The sequence below is a fragment of the Winogradskyella pacifica genome, from assembly GCF_003386275.1.
Taxonomy (GTDB): Bacteria; Bacteroidota; Bacteroidia; order Flavobacteriales; family Flavobacteriaceae; genus Winogradskyella; species Winogradskyella pacifica.
Genome location: NZ_QREI01000001.1, coordinates 715,655 through 731,273 on the forward strand (window position 1 = coordinate 715,655; position 15,619 = coordinate 731,273).

General features: G+C 32.7%; 16 protein-coding genes. 7 read left to right on the top strand and 9 right to left on the bottom strand.

The features are described 5' to 3' along the window. The first annotated feature begins 2 nt into the window (after window positions 1–2). Window positions 3–572, top strand: coding sequence for a gliding motility lipoprotein GldD (gene gldD / locus DFQ09_RS03095; protein WP_115808116.1), 570 nt, complete (start codon window positions 3–5; stop codon window positions 570–572). A gap of 120 nt (window positions 573–692) precedes the next feature. Here gldD and DFQ09_RS03100 read toward each other — a convergent pair whose 3' ends face one another. From DFQ09_RS03100 to DFQ09_RS03140, 9 genes are all read right to left on the bottom strand, one after another. Further along, complete coding sequence (locus DFQ09_RS03100) at window positions 693–3,335, bottom strand: TonB-dependent receptor (RefSeq protein WP_115808118.1); 2,643 nt, start codon at window positions 3,333–3,335, stop codon at window positions 693–695. A gap of 160 nt (window positions 3,336–3,495) precedes the next feature. Next, on the bottom strand, window positions 3,496–5,142 hold the full coding sequence (gene pgi / locus DFQ09_RS03105; protein WP_115808120.1) for a glucose-6-phosphate isomerase: 1,647 nt from the start codon (window positions 5,140–5,142) through the stop codon (window positions 3,496–3,498). Then, on the bottom strand, window positions 5,142–6,440 hold the full coding sequence (locus tag DFQ09_RS03110) for a M23 family metallopeptidase (protein WP_179349319.1): 1,299 nt from the start codon (window positions 6,438–6,440) through the stop codon (window positions 5,142–5,144). Before DFQ09_RS03110 ends, pgi begins: the two co-directional genes overlap by 1 nt. A 30-nt stretch (window positions 6,441–6,470) precedes the next feature. Next, window positions 6,471–7,403 carry a tryptophan 2,3-dioxygenase family protein gene (locus DFQ09_RS03115; RefSeq protein ID WP_115808122.1) on the bottom strand — a complete coding sequence of 311 codons (933 nt, stop codon included), beginning with the start codon at window positions 7,401–7,403 and terminating at the stop codon, window positions 6,471–6,473. 13 nt (window positions 7,404–7,416) lie between these two features. Beyond that, window positions 7,417–8,205, bottom strand: coding sequence for a DUF3108 domain-containing protein (locus DFQ09_RS03120; RefSeq protein WP_115808123.1), 789 nt, complete (start codon window positions 8,203–8,205; stop codon window positions 7,417–7,419). Between the two features lie 279 nt (window positions 8,206–8,484). Then, window positions 8,485–9,645 (bottom strand): 4-hydroxyphenylpyruvate dioxygenase, encoded by a 1,161-nt coding sequence (gene hppD / locus DFQ09_RS03125; RefSeq protein WP_115808124.1) that lies wholly within the window; start codon window positions 9,643–9,645, stop codon window positions 8,485–8,487. A 10-nt stretch (window positions 9,646–9,655) separates the two neighbouring features. After that, a complete protein-coding gene (locus DFQ09_RS03130; RefSeq protein WP_115808126.1) occupies window positions 9,656–9,985 on the bottom strand; it encodes a four helix bundle protein in 330 nt (109 codons plus the stop codon). 104 nt (window positions 9,986–10,089) lie between these two features. Then, window positions 10,090–10,566 carry a CCC motif membrane protein gene (locus DFQ09_RS03135; protein ID WP_115808128.1) on the bottom strand — a complete coding sequence of 159 codons (477 nt, stop codon included), beginning with the start codon at window positions 10,564–10,566 and terminating at the stop codon, window positions 10,090–10,092. Window positions 10,567–10,681: 115 nt separating this feature from the next. Further along, window positions 10,682–11,842 carry a homogentisate 1,2-dioxygenase gene (locus DFQ09_RS03140; RefSeq protein ID WP_115808129.1) on the bottom strand — a complete coding sequence of 387 codons (1,161 nt, stop codon included), beginning with the start codon at window positions 11,840–11,842 and terminating at the stop codon, window positions 10,682–10,684. A 250-nt stretch (window positions 11,843–12,092) separates the two neighbouring features. Here DFQ09_RS03140 and DFQ09_RS03145 point away from each other — a divergent pair, with 250 nt between their 5' ends. The 6 genes from DFQ09_RS03145 to DFQ09_RS03170 all read left to right on the top strand — a co-directional run bounded on the left by DFQ09_RS03145 (window position 12,093) and on the right by DFQ09_RS03170 (window position 15,578). Next, entirely contained in the window at window positions 12,093–12,512 is a 420-nt protein-coding gene (locus DFQ09_RS03145; RefSeq protein ID WP_115808130.1) for a hypothetical protein, read from the top strand. 419 nt (window positions 12,513–12,931) lie between these two features. Beyond that, the gene (locus DFQ09_RS03150) at window positions 12,932–13,177 is read left to right on the top strand and encodes a hypothetical protein (RefSeq protein ID WP_147298317.1); all 246 of its coding nucleotides are present in this window, start codon (window positions 12,932–12,934) and stop codon (window positions 13,175–13,177) included. A gap of 76 nt (window positions 13,178–13,253) precedes the next feature. Further along, on the top strand, window positions 13,254–13,967 hold the full coding sequence (locus tag DFQ09_RS03155; RefSeq protein WP_115808134.1) for a GLPGLI family protein: 714 nt from the start codon (window positions 13,254–13,256) through the stop codon (window positions 13,965–13,967). Between the two features lie 101 nt (window positions 13,968–14,068). Then, window positions 14,069–14,221 (top strand): peptidase associated/transthyretin-like domain-containing protein, encoded by a 153-nt coding sequence (locus tag DFQ09_RS03160; protein ID WP_115808135.1) that lies wholly within the window; start codon window positions 14,069–14,071, stop codon window positions 14,219–14,221. A 421-nt stretch (window positions 14,222–14,642) separates the two neighbouring features. After that, window positions 14,643–14,852: a hypothetical protein gene (locus DFQ09_RS03165; RefSeq protein WP_115808136.1), complete on the top strand. Its 210-nt coding sequence runs from the start codon at window positions 14,643–14,645 to the stop codon at window positions 14,850–14,852. Between the two features lie 12 nt (window positions 14,853–14,864). Then, entirely contained in the window at window positions 14,865–15,578 is a 714-nt protein-coding gene (locus DFQ09_RS03170) for a GLPGLI family protein (RefSeq protein WP_115808138.1), read from the top strand. Window positions 15,579–15,619: the final 41 nt, after the last annotated feature.

Here is a 15,619-nt window from a genome sequence, read left to right on the forward strand (position 1 = left end):
ACATGAAACGAATAGTTTTACCTCTTTTAAGTGTATTAATGCTAGGTTGTGGGGACGATACCTTACCTAAACCTAAGGGTTATTTAAGGCTCGAATATCCAAACGCAGTCTATGAAAAAGCGATTCTTCCTTTGCCTTTTTCTTTTGAAAAAAACACATTGGCAGATCCTATTAAAACGGTAACATCATTAGGTAAAACTAATGGTATCAACATTAAATACACACCTTTAAAAGCCACTATTTACCTTACTTATAAAGAAGTTAAAAATGGCAATATTGATAGTTTACTTAGAGATGCTCAAAACCTTACGCAAAAACATGCTATAAAAGCTGATGAAATTTCTCATCAGTTATTTGAGAACAAAGAAGCAAATGTCTATGGTATGTTATATGAAATAGGAGGCAATGCTGCATCACAATCTCAGTTTTATGTTACAGATAGTATCAACCACTTTTTAAGCGGTTCGCTTTATTTCTATGCGAAACCAAATTATGATTCTATTTATCCGGCTTCAGAATATTTAAAAAAGGATATTACACGTATTATGGAAACGGTACGTTGGAAGGAATAAATATTCATAATACCTATTTGCATACCTGATTTAGTATTACTATATAAAATCGCAAATCCTTTGAAATAAAAAAAGACAGCCAAATGGCTGTCTTTTTTATTATAAATTATGACTTCAAGTTTAGAAGTTATAACGTAAACTCGCATTGAAAGTTCTTCCAATACCTAAATAGTAACCAAATGCATCTTTTTGGTTAATATAAGCTTCGTTAAATAAGTTATACACGTTAGCTCTAAATGTTAACGGGTTTTCTCCTAAAGAAAATCTGTATGTGATACCTGCATCTGCTAAAGTATACGCTGGTAATTTCACAGACTCATAAACATCATTAGATAAAGCTGCATCGGCAACATCTGCAGGGTCAACGAACTCATATAAACCAGAGTAAATGTTATAATCCATATCTACAGAAAGTCCCTTTGCTATATCAGCTCTAAAACCAAAACCAAAAGATGTCTGAGGTGCATTACCAATTTTAACGTTTGTTAAATCGACATTACCATCAGTAGTAATAAAATCTCCTGTATCGTCATTTTGTAATGTATATGGCGTTTCACCGTCATATTTCCAGTTACCAACAGAACCAAATGTTCTAAAAGACCAAGATCCACCATATGGACGGTATTCCATATCAAACTCAACACCATTATGTTTTTGAGTTACATCCGTTAATCTATAAGTACTAAATTCATCATCAGAAGTTCCAACAGTACCATCAGCACCAGCTTGAACCGGTCCATTTATAGATAAGAATCTATTTCCCCACTGTGTACTATAAATATCTACATTAAGTCTTAATGTTCTATTTTTAAAACGGTAACCACCTTCAAAACCTAGAATCTCTTCATTATCTACGTCTGGCTCAGCAAGTGCATTATCATATCTAATATCTGTAAAAATATTATCTAAGAAAGGTTGACGTGAGTAAAAACCTGCGTTAGCAAAAATAGAATGCTCTGTATTAATCTTATAAGCAGCACCACCTTTAATATTGTAACCTTCTTTACTTATTTTATCAGATTTACCCAATCCATTTCCTCGTCCTGTAAAAAACCCTTCTCTTTGGTAAGATTGTGTAGAAACAGCAGCTTGAACAAATGCAGAGAAGCTATCATTAGAATACTCAGCTTGACCAAATCCACCTAAATACTGAATTACTTCTTCATAGTTGTAATCATATCTCTGATCATTATCAGCAGAATTAAATAAAGAAGACCATGGATCAGCATCAAAAGTTTCTGTAATTACATAATCACTAGGACGATCAGTTCTAAAATTATCGTTATAACCATCTAAACCTAATGTATTTTCTAATTGTCTAAAGTGAATACCGTTATAAGTTCTAGCATCAATACCAAAATTCATTGACCAGTTTTCGTTAGCCTCATATTGTAAATTAGAAAGTAAACCGTACCAGTTATGGTTGTTCATTGAAGAACGTCTTAAATAAGAATCTCCAAATGTACCGTATTGACCTCCGTTAATAGTTGTAGCAGTAGCAATGTTGTTTTCTTCGATTTGATCAAAGTCAATTTCTTCTGCATTTAAGCCATTACCACCAACTCTAACTCTACCGTTACCAACGTTACCAGTACCACCACCACGTCCCCATGATGCATATAATACTGTAGATAAATCTAATTTATCATTGATATCAAAATCCCAGTTTAAGTTAGCCACTGGCTTATGGTAAAAGTTACGACGTTCTGTAAAACGCTCACCTTCATAAAAACCAGAATTACTATTTGCTTTTTCACCATATTCTTGGTAAAACTCAAGGTCTTGAGAGAAGTTTTGGTCGTGCCATTGAGGAGCACCAGTAAGTAAAAAGTTAAATGTATTTTTTTCGTTTGGCTTATAACCTACAGAGAACATATAATTTTGTCCTTGACCAGCAGTACCAACAGAGTATTTTCTATGTGCTTGCCAGTGATCTAATAAGACAGAAAACGCCCATCCTTTATCGTTGATACCAGAATCATAACCTATAGTACTTTTAACATAACTATCGTTACCACCCAAGAATCTTACAAATCCACCTTTTTCTTTGTCTGTAGTCTTAGAAACGATGTTTACCGTACCACCAACAGAAGAAATCGCTAATTTAGAAGATCCTAAACCTCTTTGAACCTGCACTACATTAGCAACATCTGACATACCAGACCAGTTAGACCAGTACATTCTACCATCTTCCATTCCATTAATCGGCTGACCGTTTAATAAATAAGCTGTGTTAGTTTGATCAAAACCTCTTAAGAAGATCTGACTATCACCAAATCCACCTGCTTGGTTAGAAACGTAAACAGACGGTGTGTTTTTCATAGCCTCACCAAATTCAACATTACCAGAAGACTTAAGTTGAATGTCTCTACCTTTAATAGTAGAAACTGCAACAGGTGTTTCTCTACTATTTGCTAAATCAATAACCCCTGTACCAACAACGATAACTTCATCTAAAGTGTTATCAAGTTCTAACGCTATAGTACCAAGATCAACACTTCCTTTAAATTTAATTATTTTAGTTTGAAACCCTACGTAAGAGATTTCAATTTCACCAGAATTGGAATTAACTGATAGTACAAAATTACCATCAAAATCGGTGTCAGCTCCGTTTGAAGTTCCCTTTTCAAGAACATTCGCACCCGGAAGTGGTGAGTTCGTTTCTGCATCTATTACCTTACCTGTAATAGAACTTTGAGCGTATGCAAATGTTGTTAAACTAGTTACAACAACAATACATAAAAAAAGACTAAATTTTTTCATATAAAATTTAAGTTAATTGGTTTTTTATCAGCGCAAAATTACGCAATACAATAGCTAAAACATTAACTAAATGTTAACAATTAAGCCGTACTAAGATAAATATAGAATTCTTAAATTTTACGCGCGGTTAGTTAAAATTATTAAAACTTTTTAACAATTTTTAACAATTTTCTTTATAGAATGCCAATAAATTTTGTGTTGATGCATCGTGAGTAGCCGCTAAGCCCTCTTCTTTAAGTTCGCTTAAAATCGATTTTGCTAATTGTTTTCCCAATTCTACGCCAAATTGATCGTAGCTATAAATGTTCCAAATAATACCCTGAACAAATATTTTATGCTCGTACATAGCAATCAACTTCCCTAAGCTTTCTGGTGTTAATTTTTGAATTAAAAGTGAGGTTGTTGGTTTGTTTCCTTCAAACACTTTGAAAGGTAAAAGCTCAGATGTAGCATCTTGTGAAAGTGATTGCCCTTTTAATTCCGATAAAACTTCAGCTTCTGTTTTACCATTCATTAAGGCCTCTGTTTGTGCAAAATAGTTAGACATTAACTTATCGTGATGGTCTTTGTTACCATATAAAGATTCAACATAACCAATAAAATCAGTAGGAATAAGTTTTGTTCCTTGGTGTATCAGTTGAAAAAAGGCGTGTTGTGAATTGGTTCCTGGCTCTCCCCAAATCAACGTTCCTGTTTGGTAGTTAACTTTATCTCCATTTCTATCGACACTTTTACCATTACTTTCCATTATACCTTGTTGAAGGTAGGTTGCAAACTGGTTTAAATATTGTGTATATGGAATTATAGCTTCGCTTTCAGCCTTAAAAAAGTTATTATACCAAACGGTAAGCATAGCTGAAATTACGGGAATATTTTCTTTGAAATCTGCTGTTCTAAAATGCTCATCCATTTTATGAGCGCCTTCTAATAAGCTTTCAAAATGTTTGTAGCCTAATGCTAAACTTATAGATAAACCCACAGCACTCCACAATGAAAAACGACCACCAACCCAGTCCTTCATAGGAAAGATATTGACTTCATCGATTCCAAAAGCCTTTACACTTTCAATATTAGTTGACACCGCGACAAAATGCTTAGAAACCGCTTCTTGTGGCTGAGATTCTAAAAACCAAGCTCTAATAGAATTTGCATTAGATAAGGTTTCTTGCGTTGTAAATGTTTTTGAAACAATAACAAATAGCGTGGTCTCTGGATTTAAGTTTTTAATAACTTCCTGATAGTGATCCCCATCTACATTACTTACAAAATGAGTTGTTAGTTGATTTTTATAATACTGTAGCGAATCTACTACCATTGCTGGTCCAAGATCCGAGCCGCCAATACCAATATTTACAACATCGGTAATAGCTTTACCTGTATGCCCTTTATGATCTCCATTAACAATAGAGTTGGTAAAGTTTTCAATTTTCTTCTTAACATCATGAATTTCAGGAATTACATTTTCTCCATCTACAAAAACAGTAGCGTCTTTAGGAGATCTTAAAGCCGTATGCAAAACCGCTCTTCCTTCGGTTGCATTAATGATATCACCTTCAAAATACTTAGAAATAGCATCTTTTAAGTCTTGCTCATTTGCTAATTCAATCAATAAATCAATCGTTTCTGTTGTAATTCTATTTTTAGAAAAATCGGCATAAAAGTCATCCCACTTAACCGTTAAATCATTAGCTCTTTCTGCGTCAGCACTGAATAAATCTTTTAAATGCTTAGATTTAATTGTTTCAAAATGTGCTTGTAATTTCTTCCAAGCGTTTGTGGTTGTAGGGTTGGTTGCTTTTAATGCCATTATTTTATATCTGTATTTGTATCTTCTGTTATTGTGTTTTCCGGTTGAATTGATTGCCCTTCCAAGAAAAAGATATCATCTAGTTGTTGTTTTATCGGTTTAATATAATCTAGATATTTCACTTTTAGACTATCTGAAATAGGCATGGCCTCTGGTAATTTTTGTTTAAATGGATCGACTTCTTTTCCATTTTTCCAAAAACGATAGCACACATGGTTTCCTGAAGAGCTACCTGTATTACCAACGTAACCTATAATATCACCTTGTTTTACAAATTCGCCAACCTTAACATTACGACGAGACATGTGCAAATATTGCGTCTCATAAGTAGCATTGTGCCTAATTTTTACATACTTCCCATTTCCACTTCCATAACTAGACTTCGTTACTGTACCACTCGCAGTTGCCATTATCGGAGTTCCGTTTGGTGCAGCAAAATCGGTTCCTCGGTGTGCCTTGACGCGATAACCGTAATGTGCGATTCTTCGTTTTAAATTATAACGCGACGAAATACGACTAAACTGCACAGGTGCTTTTAAAAATGCACGACGTAGGTTTTTTGCGTCTTCATTAAAATAATCTACAATACCTTTAATGGAGTCTGTTTGAAATTTGAATGCATAAAGTGAATCACCGTTATGCTCAAAATAGGCTGCTTTTACATTCTGTATTCCTGCATAAATAGTATCATCAATATATTTATCGGTATAAATGACTTTGAAACGATCTCCTTTTTGCAAGCGTCTAAAATCTATAGTCCATGCATAAATTTCATCCGCCATTTTATAAGCTAACCGCTGACTTAAACCTTTATCTTCAAGCGTCTTGGAAATGCTACTTTCTATAATTCCTGTTGCTGTTTTTTCAACATAGGTAATAGGCTTTTTACTTGTATAAGCATGAATGGAATCTTTTAAACCAATAACAACATACTCTTCCTGATTAGGCTGGTATATAAATGTACTTGGACTTGGTAGACTATCTTTTTCGGATTCTTTTGAATATAATAAAGTAAACGGTCGTCCTGGATGTAGTTTCCTAATATCGAACGTATCTTTAGTAATTTCTGCAATTTGAAAAATATTAGGATACCCAATATTATACCGTTGCATAATTTCACCAAAACTATCACCAGATTTAATAGTGTCTCGTTTTACAATGTAATTATTGATATCGAAACCAAACTCTAGAATTTTCTCTTCTTCAACTATTTCGGCTTGTTCTTTTTCGTATGCTATTTCTGCCGAGTTATCTTCTTTACAAGCATATATACTTACTGCAATTACAGCAATTGTCATTAATCGTTTTAACTGCATTAATTAAGCTAATTATAAATTATTTCCCCAATTTTCTAATTCTTCTGCACTCCATAACTCTGGAAAGAAAATACGTCTTTGATATTTTGGATGCATATATTTTTTCCAATCACTACCACCTGTAGCCTCACCATCTCCGATACCACTATCAATATAATGTTTGGCCGCGTTGTAATGTGCCATTACCCAAGAGACATTGACTGTGTAATCGTAATGACGCATCGCTTTTATAAGCTCTTCGTTTTTTTGATCGTTGATTGGCAACTCTTTAAAGCGTGTCCAAAGATTTTTGGTATTATACGTTTCCATAAATCTTAAAAACTCGTCTTTATAACGTTTTTCAAAATTAACCAAAAGCGTGGATTTTTTCCCTGTTTTATGGTCTTTTCCTGCGGCTTGCCAATATAAATGTTCAAAAGCATGTGTAAAAGGAGTATCGCGATCAATATCTTTTCTAAATCTATAGTCTATAAGATTAATCAGTTCAGTAGATGAGAACTCAATAAGTCTGTATTGCGCACTTTGAAAACCACTTGCAGGAGTTAGCGTATATCTAAATTTCATATACTGCTCAACATCCATACCTTCTCTCATAATATTGAAAGAGGTTGAGAGCATATCAAAATAACGACTAACACGCATCAGTTTGCTTTCGAAAAATGTGACGTCTAAATCTTCCTTTTCTGCCACTTGGGAAATTTCCCAAAGAATCATTTTAAAAAGTAATTCATTAATTTGATGATAGGCAATAAATACCATTTCATCGGGTAGCGTTGTACGCTGAATCTGTAAGTTTAATAGAGCGTCCGTCTGAATATAATCCCAATACGTTATTGGCTTGCTATAAAGTAAGCCGTATAAATGGTCGTCGGTATCTTGATCTATTTTTTCGTACTTCTCCTCAAGAGCTTTTATAATTTCGTCGTAGTTTGGTTGGTCTGGCATATACTGGTTAATCTTAGAATTCTATTTTAAAGGAGTGCTTTAAACCTTTAAACTCAACGAGATCTGCACGTAGAGAACCTACGGCTAAATCTGCTTTAATTTTCAATGGAATTTTATTTTTATCGGCACTTACCCAAAGGGTTAAACTTTCCTCTTCTTTAAAAACACGACCGGCCATAACGTAAGGTCTAAATTTAATGGTTTTTACTTTTACATCAGTACCATTTATATCTACCTCTATCGTTTCTTCCCCTAAATACTTGAGTTTAAAACCATAGTTTTCTTCATCAAAAAACATATTGGTTTTTATTTCATCTCCTATTTTTAAGGATTCGGAACGTATATTATTTCTTAAATAATAATACATAGAAACCATATCCTGAACGTCTTGTTCTGTAGTTATGTTTTTAGTTTCCTTATGTTTTTTATTATTGACCTCAGCAATCCTATTCTCATGGTCAAAATTAATTTCGATATCCTTAGTATGTCCACCTTCATCTATTTTTCTAATAAATTTATATGGAGCACCTGTTTCTATATCAAAATAACTTTCGTAACGGTCTTTAACTTTAAAAAATAATTTAGCCAGCCCGGTAGTCCAACCTTTCCCAACAACATGGTACACCGGTTTTCTATCTAATTTGGTTTCATTAACGGATAGTGTGGCGTATCCTGCCGTTACAAAACCACTGTAACTCATTTCAAATTTAAACCACTCTCCATCTTGAAAAGCTGATTCTTTCTTCACGTCAGAAGCTTGAAATCCTACAAAGAATAATATAATGGTAAATAAATGTTTCATAACTTATAGTTTGTAAATATAAATAATGTAACGCATTTTTTACGTTACAATTATCTTAAATACAATTACTATTCCAAATCTATAAAAACTTTAAAATACCATCTAAAAACACCCAAAACTATAACCTATTGATTATTTAAACTTAAATAGTCAAGCGACTGTAAAGTCAAATCAAACAAAACATTCAAATAGAATTCATAAACTATATAAACTGAAGACTATATGCCTATATAATATTAGCGCGTTTATTTGTAAATAAATAAACGCGCTTTTCTTATTTTAAAGAGTACCTCTTTTTTCTTGCTCTCGCTCAATAGACTCAAACAAGGCTTTAAAATTACCAGCACCAAAACCACGAGCACCCATGCGTTGAATAATTTCAAAAAACAAGGTTGGTCGGTCTTCTACTGGCTTTGTGAAAATTTGGAGCAAATACCCTTCTTCATCCGCATCTATCATAATACCTAAACCTTTTAGGGTTTCAATATCTTCTCTAAGTTCGTGACTATACTCGTCTAATCTCCCCGGTACTGCTCTGTAATATTCTTCTGGTGGTGTGGATAAAAACTCGACACCTCTAGATTTTAATTGTGATACGGTTTTTATAATATCATCTGTTGCCACTGCAATATGTTGCACACCTGAGCCTTCGTAAAAATCTAAATATTCTTCAATTTGCGATCTTTTAGCAGCTTTTGCAGGTTCGTTAATTGGAAACTTAATTCGTCCATTTCCATTACTCATTACTTTACTCATTAAAGCTGAATATTCGGTGTGGATTTGTTTGTCATCAAATGATAAAAAGTTAACAAAGCCCATAACATCTTCGTACCATTTTACCCAAGTGTTCATTTCTCCCCAACCTACATTACCCACCATGTGGTCTATATATTTTAAACCTGTTGGCTCTGGATTGTAATCACTTTTCCATTCTACAAAACCTGGCATAAAGGTGCCTTTGTAGTTTTTACGCTCTACAAACATATGTACGGTTTCTCCATAGGTGTAAATTCCGGCTCTAACTACTTCACCAAATTCATCTTCTTCTACAACTGGTTCCATATACGACTTAGCTCCTCGCTTAGTCGTTTCTTCGTAAGATTTACGAGCGTCTTCTACCCACAAAGCCACAACCTTAACTCCATCACCATGCTTTACAATATGCTTATTAATTTCAGATTTACTATTTAAAGGAGTGGTAAGTACTAAACGGATTTTATCTTGCTTTAACACATAACTTACAGAATCTTTAGACCCCGTTTCTAAACCTTTATACGCATACGATTGAAAACCAAATGCTGTTTTGTAAAAGTGGGCAGCTTGCTTTGCATTACCTACATAAAACTCCACATAATCTGTACCTAAAAGCGGCAAAAAATCTTGCGCTCCTTCAAATATTTTTTCTAAACCGTAGTTTACATTTTCTACTTCTTTTGCCATACTATTTATTTTAGAATCGAGACATTAGAAAAAAGAGAAGTGACTCGTATAGTTTATTTTGAAAACCCATAGTCATCTTTTGAAATTCTTCTAATTTTTTTCGATTTTTGTTAATTGTGTTATATAATTTCTTTTTAAATGCTATAATTAATTGTCTTTCTAGTTCAAAAGAAGAGCCTAATGCAATATCAATAAAATAAGAGAAAGACTTGTTTGTTCTTGATAAATCTTCTGCAATATTACTAGGGATAGAAACTGAACATCTACTTAATTGAGAAGTAAATCCAAATTTTTCATCTGAAGGAAAATCATTATTCAATTTAAAAACATCATCAACAATTTAGATTTCTAATTTCCAAATCTTCAAATTCTTATAATTATGTCTTCTCTTATCCTTCACATCTTGTTTCTTGTTTCTTGTTTCTTGTTTCTTGTTTCTTGTTTCTATTGTACTGAATCTAAATTTATAGAATCTAGTTCCTCTTCAATAATATAGGTATCATCCTCCCAAACATCAGAATTCTCAGGTTCTATAGTTGTGTCATATTCCGATTCGTAATAATAATCATCACCTTCAAAATCTCCATTATCTAAACCATCTAAGACCGCAGAAGACAGTAATGTACCGTAGATTGCTAAGACTCCGATAGCTATTAAAAAAACAAGTCCATTAAGCACAATAGCTATAATATTTATAATTTTAGCCGTATTTACATTGCTTCGCGATTGCGGATTATACGCCTCTGGATTCTCACCAAACTCACGTAAACTTCTATTTGCAGCGACCAACCCAATAATAGCCATAGCTAATGGAATAATAGCAGTAATCCCATAACAACAACAGCCAGCGATACCAATAACTAAAGCTAATATTCCTAATATAAGCGATAGCGGATCTGCAGGTAATTTATTTTGATTCATTTTTTAATTCCCAACCTTACCTTTCTGTATGAGCCACTATTGACATTACTTTAAAAAGGGACTCTGTTTGCTGAGTATGGAGCCTTTGTTAAACTTCTATTTAATTTTAAGCAATCTAGTGATCTAGCCACGATTTAAAATAATCTTCGTCAGCAATTTCTAAAGCGTCTTCTGTTACTTTTAAAGGCTTAAAGGTGTCTACCATTACTGCTAATTCTTCGGTTTTAACCTTACCAATGCTTTTTTCCATAGTGCCAGGATGTGGCCCATGTGGAATACCTGCTGGATGCAAGGAAATGTGGCCTGCTGCAATATCATTCCGACTCATAAAATCGCCATCGACGTAATACAACACCTCATCACTATCTATATTACTATGATTATATGGTGCAGGCACCGCAATAGGGTGATAATCGTATAAACGCGGTACAAAACTACACACTACAAAAGCATCCGTTTCGAAGGTTTGATGTACCGGAGGTGGTTGATGCACTCTCCCTGTAATAGGTTCAAAATCGTGAATTGAAAACGCGTACGGATAATTATAGCCATCGTAACCTACCACATCAAAAGGATGCGAGGCATAGACCATGTCAAAAATCTCGTCTTGCTTTTTTATTTTGATTAAAAAGTCACCAGACTCATTATAGGTTTCTAATTCTTGTGGTTGCCTTAAATCGCGCTCACAAAATGGTGAATGTTCTAATAACTGTCCGAAATAATTACGGTAGCGTTTTGGAGTATAGATTGGTCTGCGAGATTCTACGATAAATAAGCGGTTGTCTTCAGTATCAAAATCGAGTTTATAAATCACACCTCTTGGCACTAAAAGATAATCTCCGTATTTAAAATCTAAATTCCCAAGATGTGTTCTTAATTTCCCTGTGCCTTTATGGATGAAAATTAATTCGTCGGCATCTGTGTTTTTATAGAAATAATCTTCTGTTGATTGCTTTGGCGCGGCCAATATAATATTACAATCGCTATTGGTGAGTACAATTTTGCGACTCTCTAAATAATCGTTTTCGGGCTTCACTTGGAATCCTTTAAAACGATAGGATTGCATATTGTTTTCCTTAGCAATTTTAGGCGCAACACTGTATTGATTCTTTATCTCTTTGACTTGCGTTGGGCGTTGCTCATGGTAACTGTTGGTGGACATGCCGTCAAAACCAATAGTACCGAACAATTGCTCATAGTAAAAATCGCCATTTGGTTTTTTAAACTGCGTGTGGCGTTTTGGTGGAATTTTCCCTAATTTATGATAGAATGGCATGATTTTGAATGGTTTTAAATATTACAAAGACCTTTCGACTGCGCTCAAGGTGACACTTTATTTACAACTTTAAAGGTACAAAATTTGTAGAGATTCCTGCCTACGCAGGAATAAGGCGTATTTATTCTGGATTCCTTTTAATAAGGAAATGAAGATGCAATTTTATGTTGGCCCAGAATGGTGTCATATCTTATCTTACAAATATCCATAAATTTTTGTTATTTTTAAAGTATTAGAAAAATCATTTAAAATGAAATTACGCATTACTTTAGTTTTAATGTTTGTATTGGGTTCATTTTGTTTTGCTCAAACGTCGGGCTTTAGTAGTGCAGAATTTAATTCTTCTATGTTTTTAAATGAGAAATTGGCTGAATTTAAATTCACAAAAATTGAAAAGCCATTTGCCTTTGATTTTCAACGAGACGATTCTAACTTTACCATGCTAGAGATTGACAATAATTCTGAAATCAATTCTGAAGTACTAAACACAAGTTTATTCTCTAATTTGAAACTTTTTGAAAACAACTACCAAAATGATTATAACTATTCTAGAGGTTGTGGTCCTTTAGATGGTTTGACCCACACAATTAATAGTAGTGATATTATGATCTCAAGGTTTGTAGATTATGCGGTTAATGAATTTTTGAAATCTCTAATATTTAACGATTAATTTCATTCTACATACCACAACAACTCATTCACATACAAAAACTTAGTATTAAAACCCAAACACAAAACTGTTAAAGTTTTAATTATTTTATAGTTTCAATTACGGTTTTTCCGCAGTTAACATTTAGAGCGTTTTTTAATTAGGTGGTTTCCATTTTTTTTTAGATTTACAGAGTTGAAAGCATTTTATAGAGTAATGTAAGAAGTCGCTCTTAAGAATGCGGACGACAAAAATGTTTAAACACCTAGCTTGTGCAAGCTTTTTTATTTTTATCCCTAAGAATTAAAATTAATAGCAAAAAAGACTTCTAACCAAAAATGACTTCTAATTATAAGACTTCTATTCCCTAAATTTTAGGGAGACATTAGTTATTAACCAACCTGTCTTAAAAGAATGTGATGGGTTTAAAATCTTAAATTATGAAGAAAAGAGTATTTAGCCTTATGGCAGTAGTGCTGTTTATGAGTAGTTCATTAGATATAAATGCAAATACACAAAATGAGGATTTAGACACTGGCACTTGTTTTGACGCGGCTGCTGAAGCTGAACAAAATTTTATGAATAACATGGCTACTAGATTCCGAATTATTCCGCGAGATGAAACAGCATATAACGTATTTGCAGCTGCATATGATGCTTGTGTAGAAACTGGTGGACCTTATTAGAATTAAATTTTGAATCAATTAATAATTTAGACAGTTAAAAGTATAATTTTGACTGTCTTTACAACAAATAACAGAAATGGTTAAAAAACAAATTTCCTTCTTTTTATTTTACTTTTTTACAATATCCATGTTTTGCCAAGTTGGTAAAGCGGTTTATGGCAAGCAATTAAAATCATATGAATCAGACACACCTGATAATGCAAGCCAATATGCAAAAAAAATAGTCGAAAATCTTAAGACTCAAGAATTCCAATTAACATTTAATAACCAGAAGGCAACATACAAAAAAATTAAATTTTTAAATAATAATACAAGTCCTGTTCTCAAAGCGATGACAGAAGGAATTATTGATTTCAGAGGTGCTCTTTATTATGATAACGCATCTGACATAATTTTACATGAAAAAGAATTTGCTGGTGTGAATTACCTTATAAAACGAAATAAAATAGACTGGATTTTAACTAAAGACACTTTAAAAATTGATAACTATTTGTGTTATAAAGCAACAACTACATACACTATTGAAAACACAAAAGGAAAACATACATTAGAAGTTGTAGCTTGGTATGCGCCAGAAATCCCTATACCTTATGGTCCGGACGGTTATGGTGGGCTACCAGGTTTAATACTTCAATTAGACAATAATGGAATACTAACGTCTTTAAAAAAAATAGAATTTTTTAAAAAAGATAACAAAATCGATATAGAGTTACCTACAAAAGGAAAAAAAGTTTCTGAAGAAGAATTTAATAGTATAGTTTCAAAACAATATACAAACAGAAAAAACTGACACTAATAACTTTGTTACAGAGATTTTCCAATCACTATTTTTTTACAATCCTACTAACTTTAGTAGGATTTTCCTCTTTGGCTCATGCTCAACAACTTTTAATGTCTGGCAAAGTAACAGACACCATACAAAACCCATTACCATACGCCAATATCTTAGCAATACCAAAAGCAGATGACCAAAATGTAAAATTCGCCATTACAGAAAATGACGGAAGTTATAACCTTATTTTAATAACAAGAATGTGTATTTAAAACCTCTAATTCTTAAAGATTAATTACATTACAAATGAAACAACAACTGATTCACTAACAAAAACTTAGTGTTAAAATCCTAATGCAAAACTGTTAAAGTTTTAATTATTTTAAAGTTTCAATTACGGTTTTTCCGCAGTTAACATTTCATTAACATTAAAGGTGCTTTTTTTTTAGTTGGTTTCCGTTTTTTTTTTAGCTTTGGTTTGTCAACAACTGATAATGTGTGTTTTAACGAGGCATTATATTGCAGTTAGCGACATTAGTTAACTAAAAACCTGTGCAGGTTTATTTTATTCTTCGTTACTCGTTAGTAAATCCCTCGTTAGCTTATTCTCGTTATTATTTATTAACCAACCTATTAAAAAAAATGCAATAGGTTTTAAAATTTTAAATTATGTAGAAAAGAATTTTTAGCCTAATGGCTGTGGTGATGTTTGTAGGGAGTTCATTAAATTTAAATGCAACTCAAAATGTAATAGCTCAAGAGGATAGTGCCTCTTGTTTTGAACAAGCTCATTATTTTGCGGATTGGATTGGGAGTATGTTTGAAATGAACGCTTTGGATAGATTAGATCTTATATTAGATTATACTGAACAATGCGAAAATCAAAACGGATTCCAACCTTAATTACAATTTTAAATGATAAAATACCTCATATTAGCTTTTTTTATTCCTTTATTTTCGCTTGGACAATCGAATCTTAAAGTTACTTACAAATCAAGTATTTCTATTAATCTCGATACGCTCAAAGGACCTCTAAATTTTAAAAAGTCATTTGAAAAAGCGATCAATAAAAGTGAATTATTAGATTTCAATTTATCGATTAATAGTAAAGACAATATTTCCGTTTTTAACAGAAATGATTTAGTAGATTCATCAATTAGTAAATTAGACTTAAACATTATTAGTCTAATTATTGAGGCAGATGGAAAATATTTTACTTCTAAAGGTAAATTGATACATGATTACTATCTCATTGATAAAAATTTAAAAGTAGAAATAGAAGACAAAATTAATTGGTCTCTAGTCAACGAAAAGAAAAGTATAGGTAATTACGAATGCTTAAAAGCCATAGGTAAAGTACACTATGGAAAACACAAAGGAGAAACGATTGAAGCATGGTATGCACCGTCAATACCTTTATCTTTTGGCCCAAAAATGTACTATGGATTACCTGGTCTAATACTCGAAATTAAGGAGAAAAACAATGTTCTTTATGCAGATAAAATTGAATTTTTGAATAAAGATATTAGAATTAGAACTCCTAAAAAGGATCAACTTATTTCTGAGAAAAAAGCTGACAGTATTTTAGCTATAATGAATAAAAAAGCTATAGATTATTTTAAAAATTGATGAAAGCAAAGTTTCCAATAATACAAATAATAATGTGGGCA

What these genes read in the sequence shown, in the direction of transcription:
- hppD (WP_115808124.1), bottom strand. Translation starts at nt 9,645, where the DNA reads ATGGCAAAAGAAGTAGAAAATGTAAACTACGGTTTAGAAAAAATATTT.
- gldD (WP_115808116.1), top strand. Translation starts at nt 3, where the DNA reads ATGAAACGAATAGTTTTACCTCTTTTAAGTGTATTAATGCTAGGTTGT.
- DFQ09_RS03120 (WP_115808123.1), bottom strand. Translation starts at nt 8,205, where the DNA reads ATGAAACATTTATTTACCATTATATTATTCTTTGTAGGATTTCAAGCT.
- DFQ09_RS03165 (WP_115808136.1), top strand. Translation starts at nt 14,643, where the DNA reads ATGGCTGTGGTGATGTTTGTAGGGAGTTCATTAAATTTAAATGCAACT.
- DFQ09_RS03100 (WP_115808118.1), bottom strand. Translation starts at nt 3,335, where the DNA reads ATGAAAAAATTTAGTCTTTTTTTATGTATTGTTGTTGTAACTAGTTTA.
- pgi (WP_115808120.1), bottom strand. Translation starts at nt 5,142, where the DNA reads ATGGCATTAAAAGCAACCAACCCTACAACCACAAACGCTTGGAAGAAA.
- DFQ09_RS03135 (WP_115808128.1), bottom strand. Translation starts at nt 10,566, where the DNA reads ATGAATCAAAATAAATTACCTGCAGATCCGCTATCGCTTATATTAGGA.
- DFQ09_RS03110 (WP_179349319.1), bottom strand. Translation starts at nt 6,440, where the DNA reads ATGACAATTGCTGTAATTGCAGTAAGTATATATGCTTGTAAAGAAGAT.
- DFQ09_RS03145 (WP_115808130.1), top strand. Translation starts at nt 12,093, where the DNA reads ATGAAATTACGCATTACTTTAGTTTTAATGTTTGTATTGGGTTCATTT.
- DFQ09_RS03140 (WP_115808129.1), bottom strand. Translation starts at nt 11,842, where the DNA reads ATGCCATTCTATCATAAATTAGGGAAAATTCCACCAAAACGCCACACG.
- DFQ09_RS03170 (WP_115808138.1), top strand. Translation starts at nt 14,865, where the DNA reads ATGATAAAATACCTCATATTAGCTTTTTTTATTCCTTTATTTTCGCTT.
- DFQ09_RS03160 (WP_115808135.1), top strand. Translation starts at nt 14,069, where the DNA reads ATGTCTGGCAAAGTAACAGACACCATACAAAACCCATTACCATACGCC.
- DFQ09_RS03150 (WP_147298317.1), top strand. Translation starts at nt 12,932, where the DNA reads ATGAAGAAAAGAGTATTTAGCCTTATGGCAGTAGTGCTGTTTATGAGT.
- DFQ09_RS03115 (WP_115808122.1), bottom strand. Translation starts at nt 7,403, where the DNA reads ATGCCAGACCAACCAAACTACGACGAAATTATAAAAGCTCTTGAGGAG.
- DFQ09_RS03155 (WP_115808134.1), top strand. Translation starts at nt 13,254, where the DNA reads ATGGTTAAAAAACAAATTTCCTTCTTTTTATTTTACTTTTTTACAATA.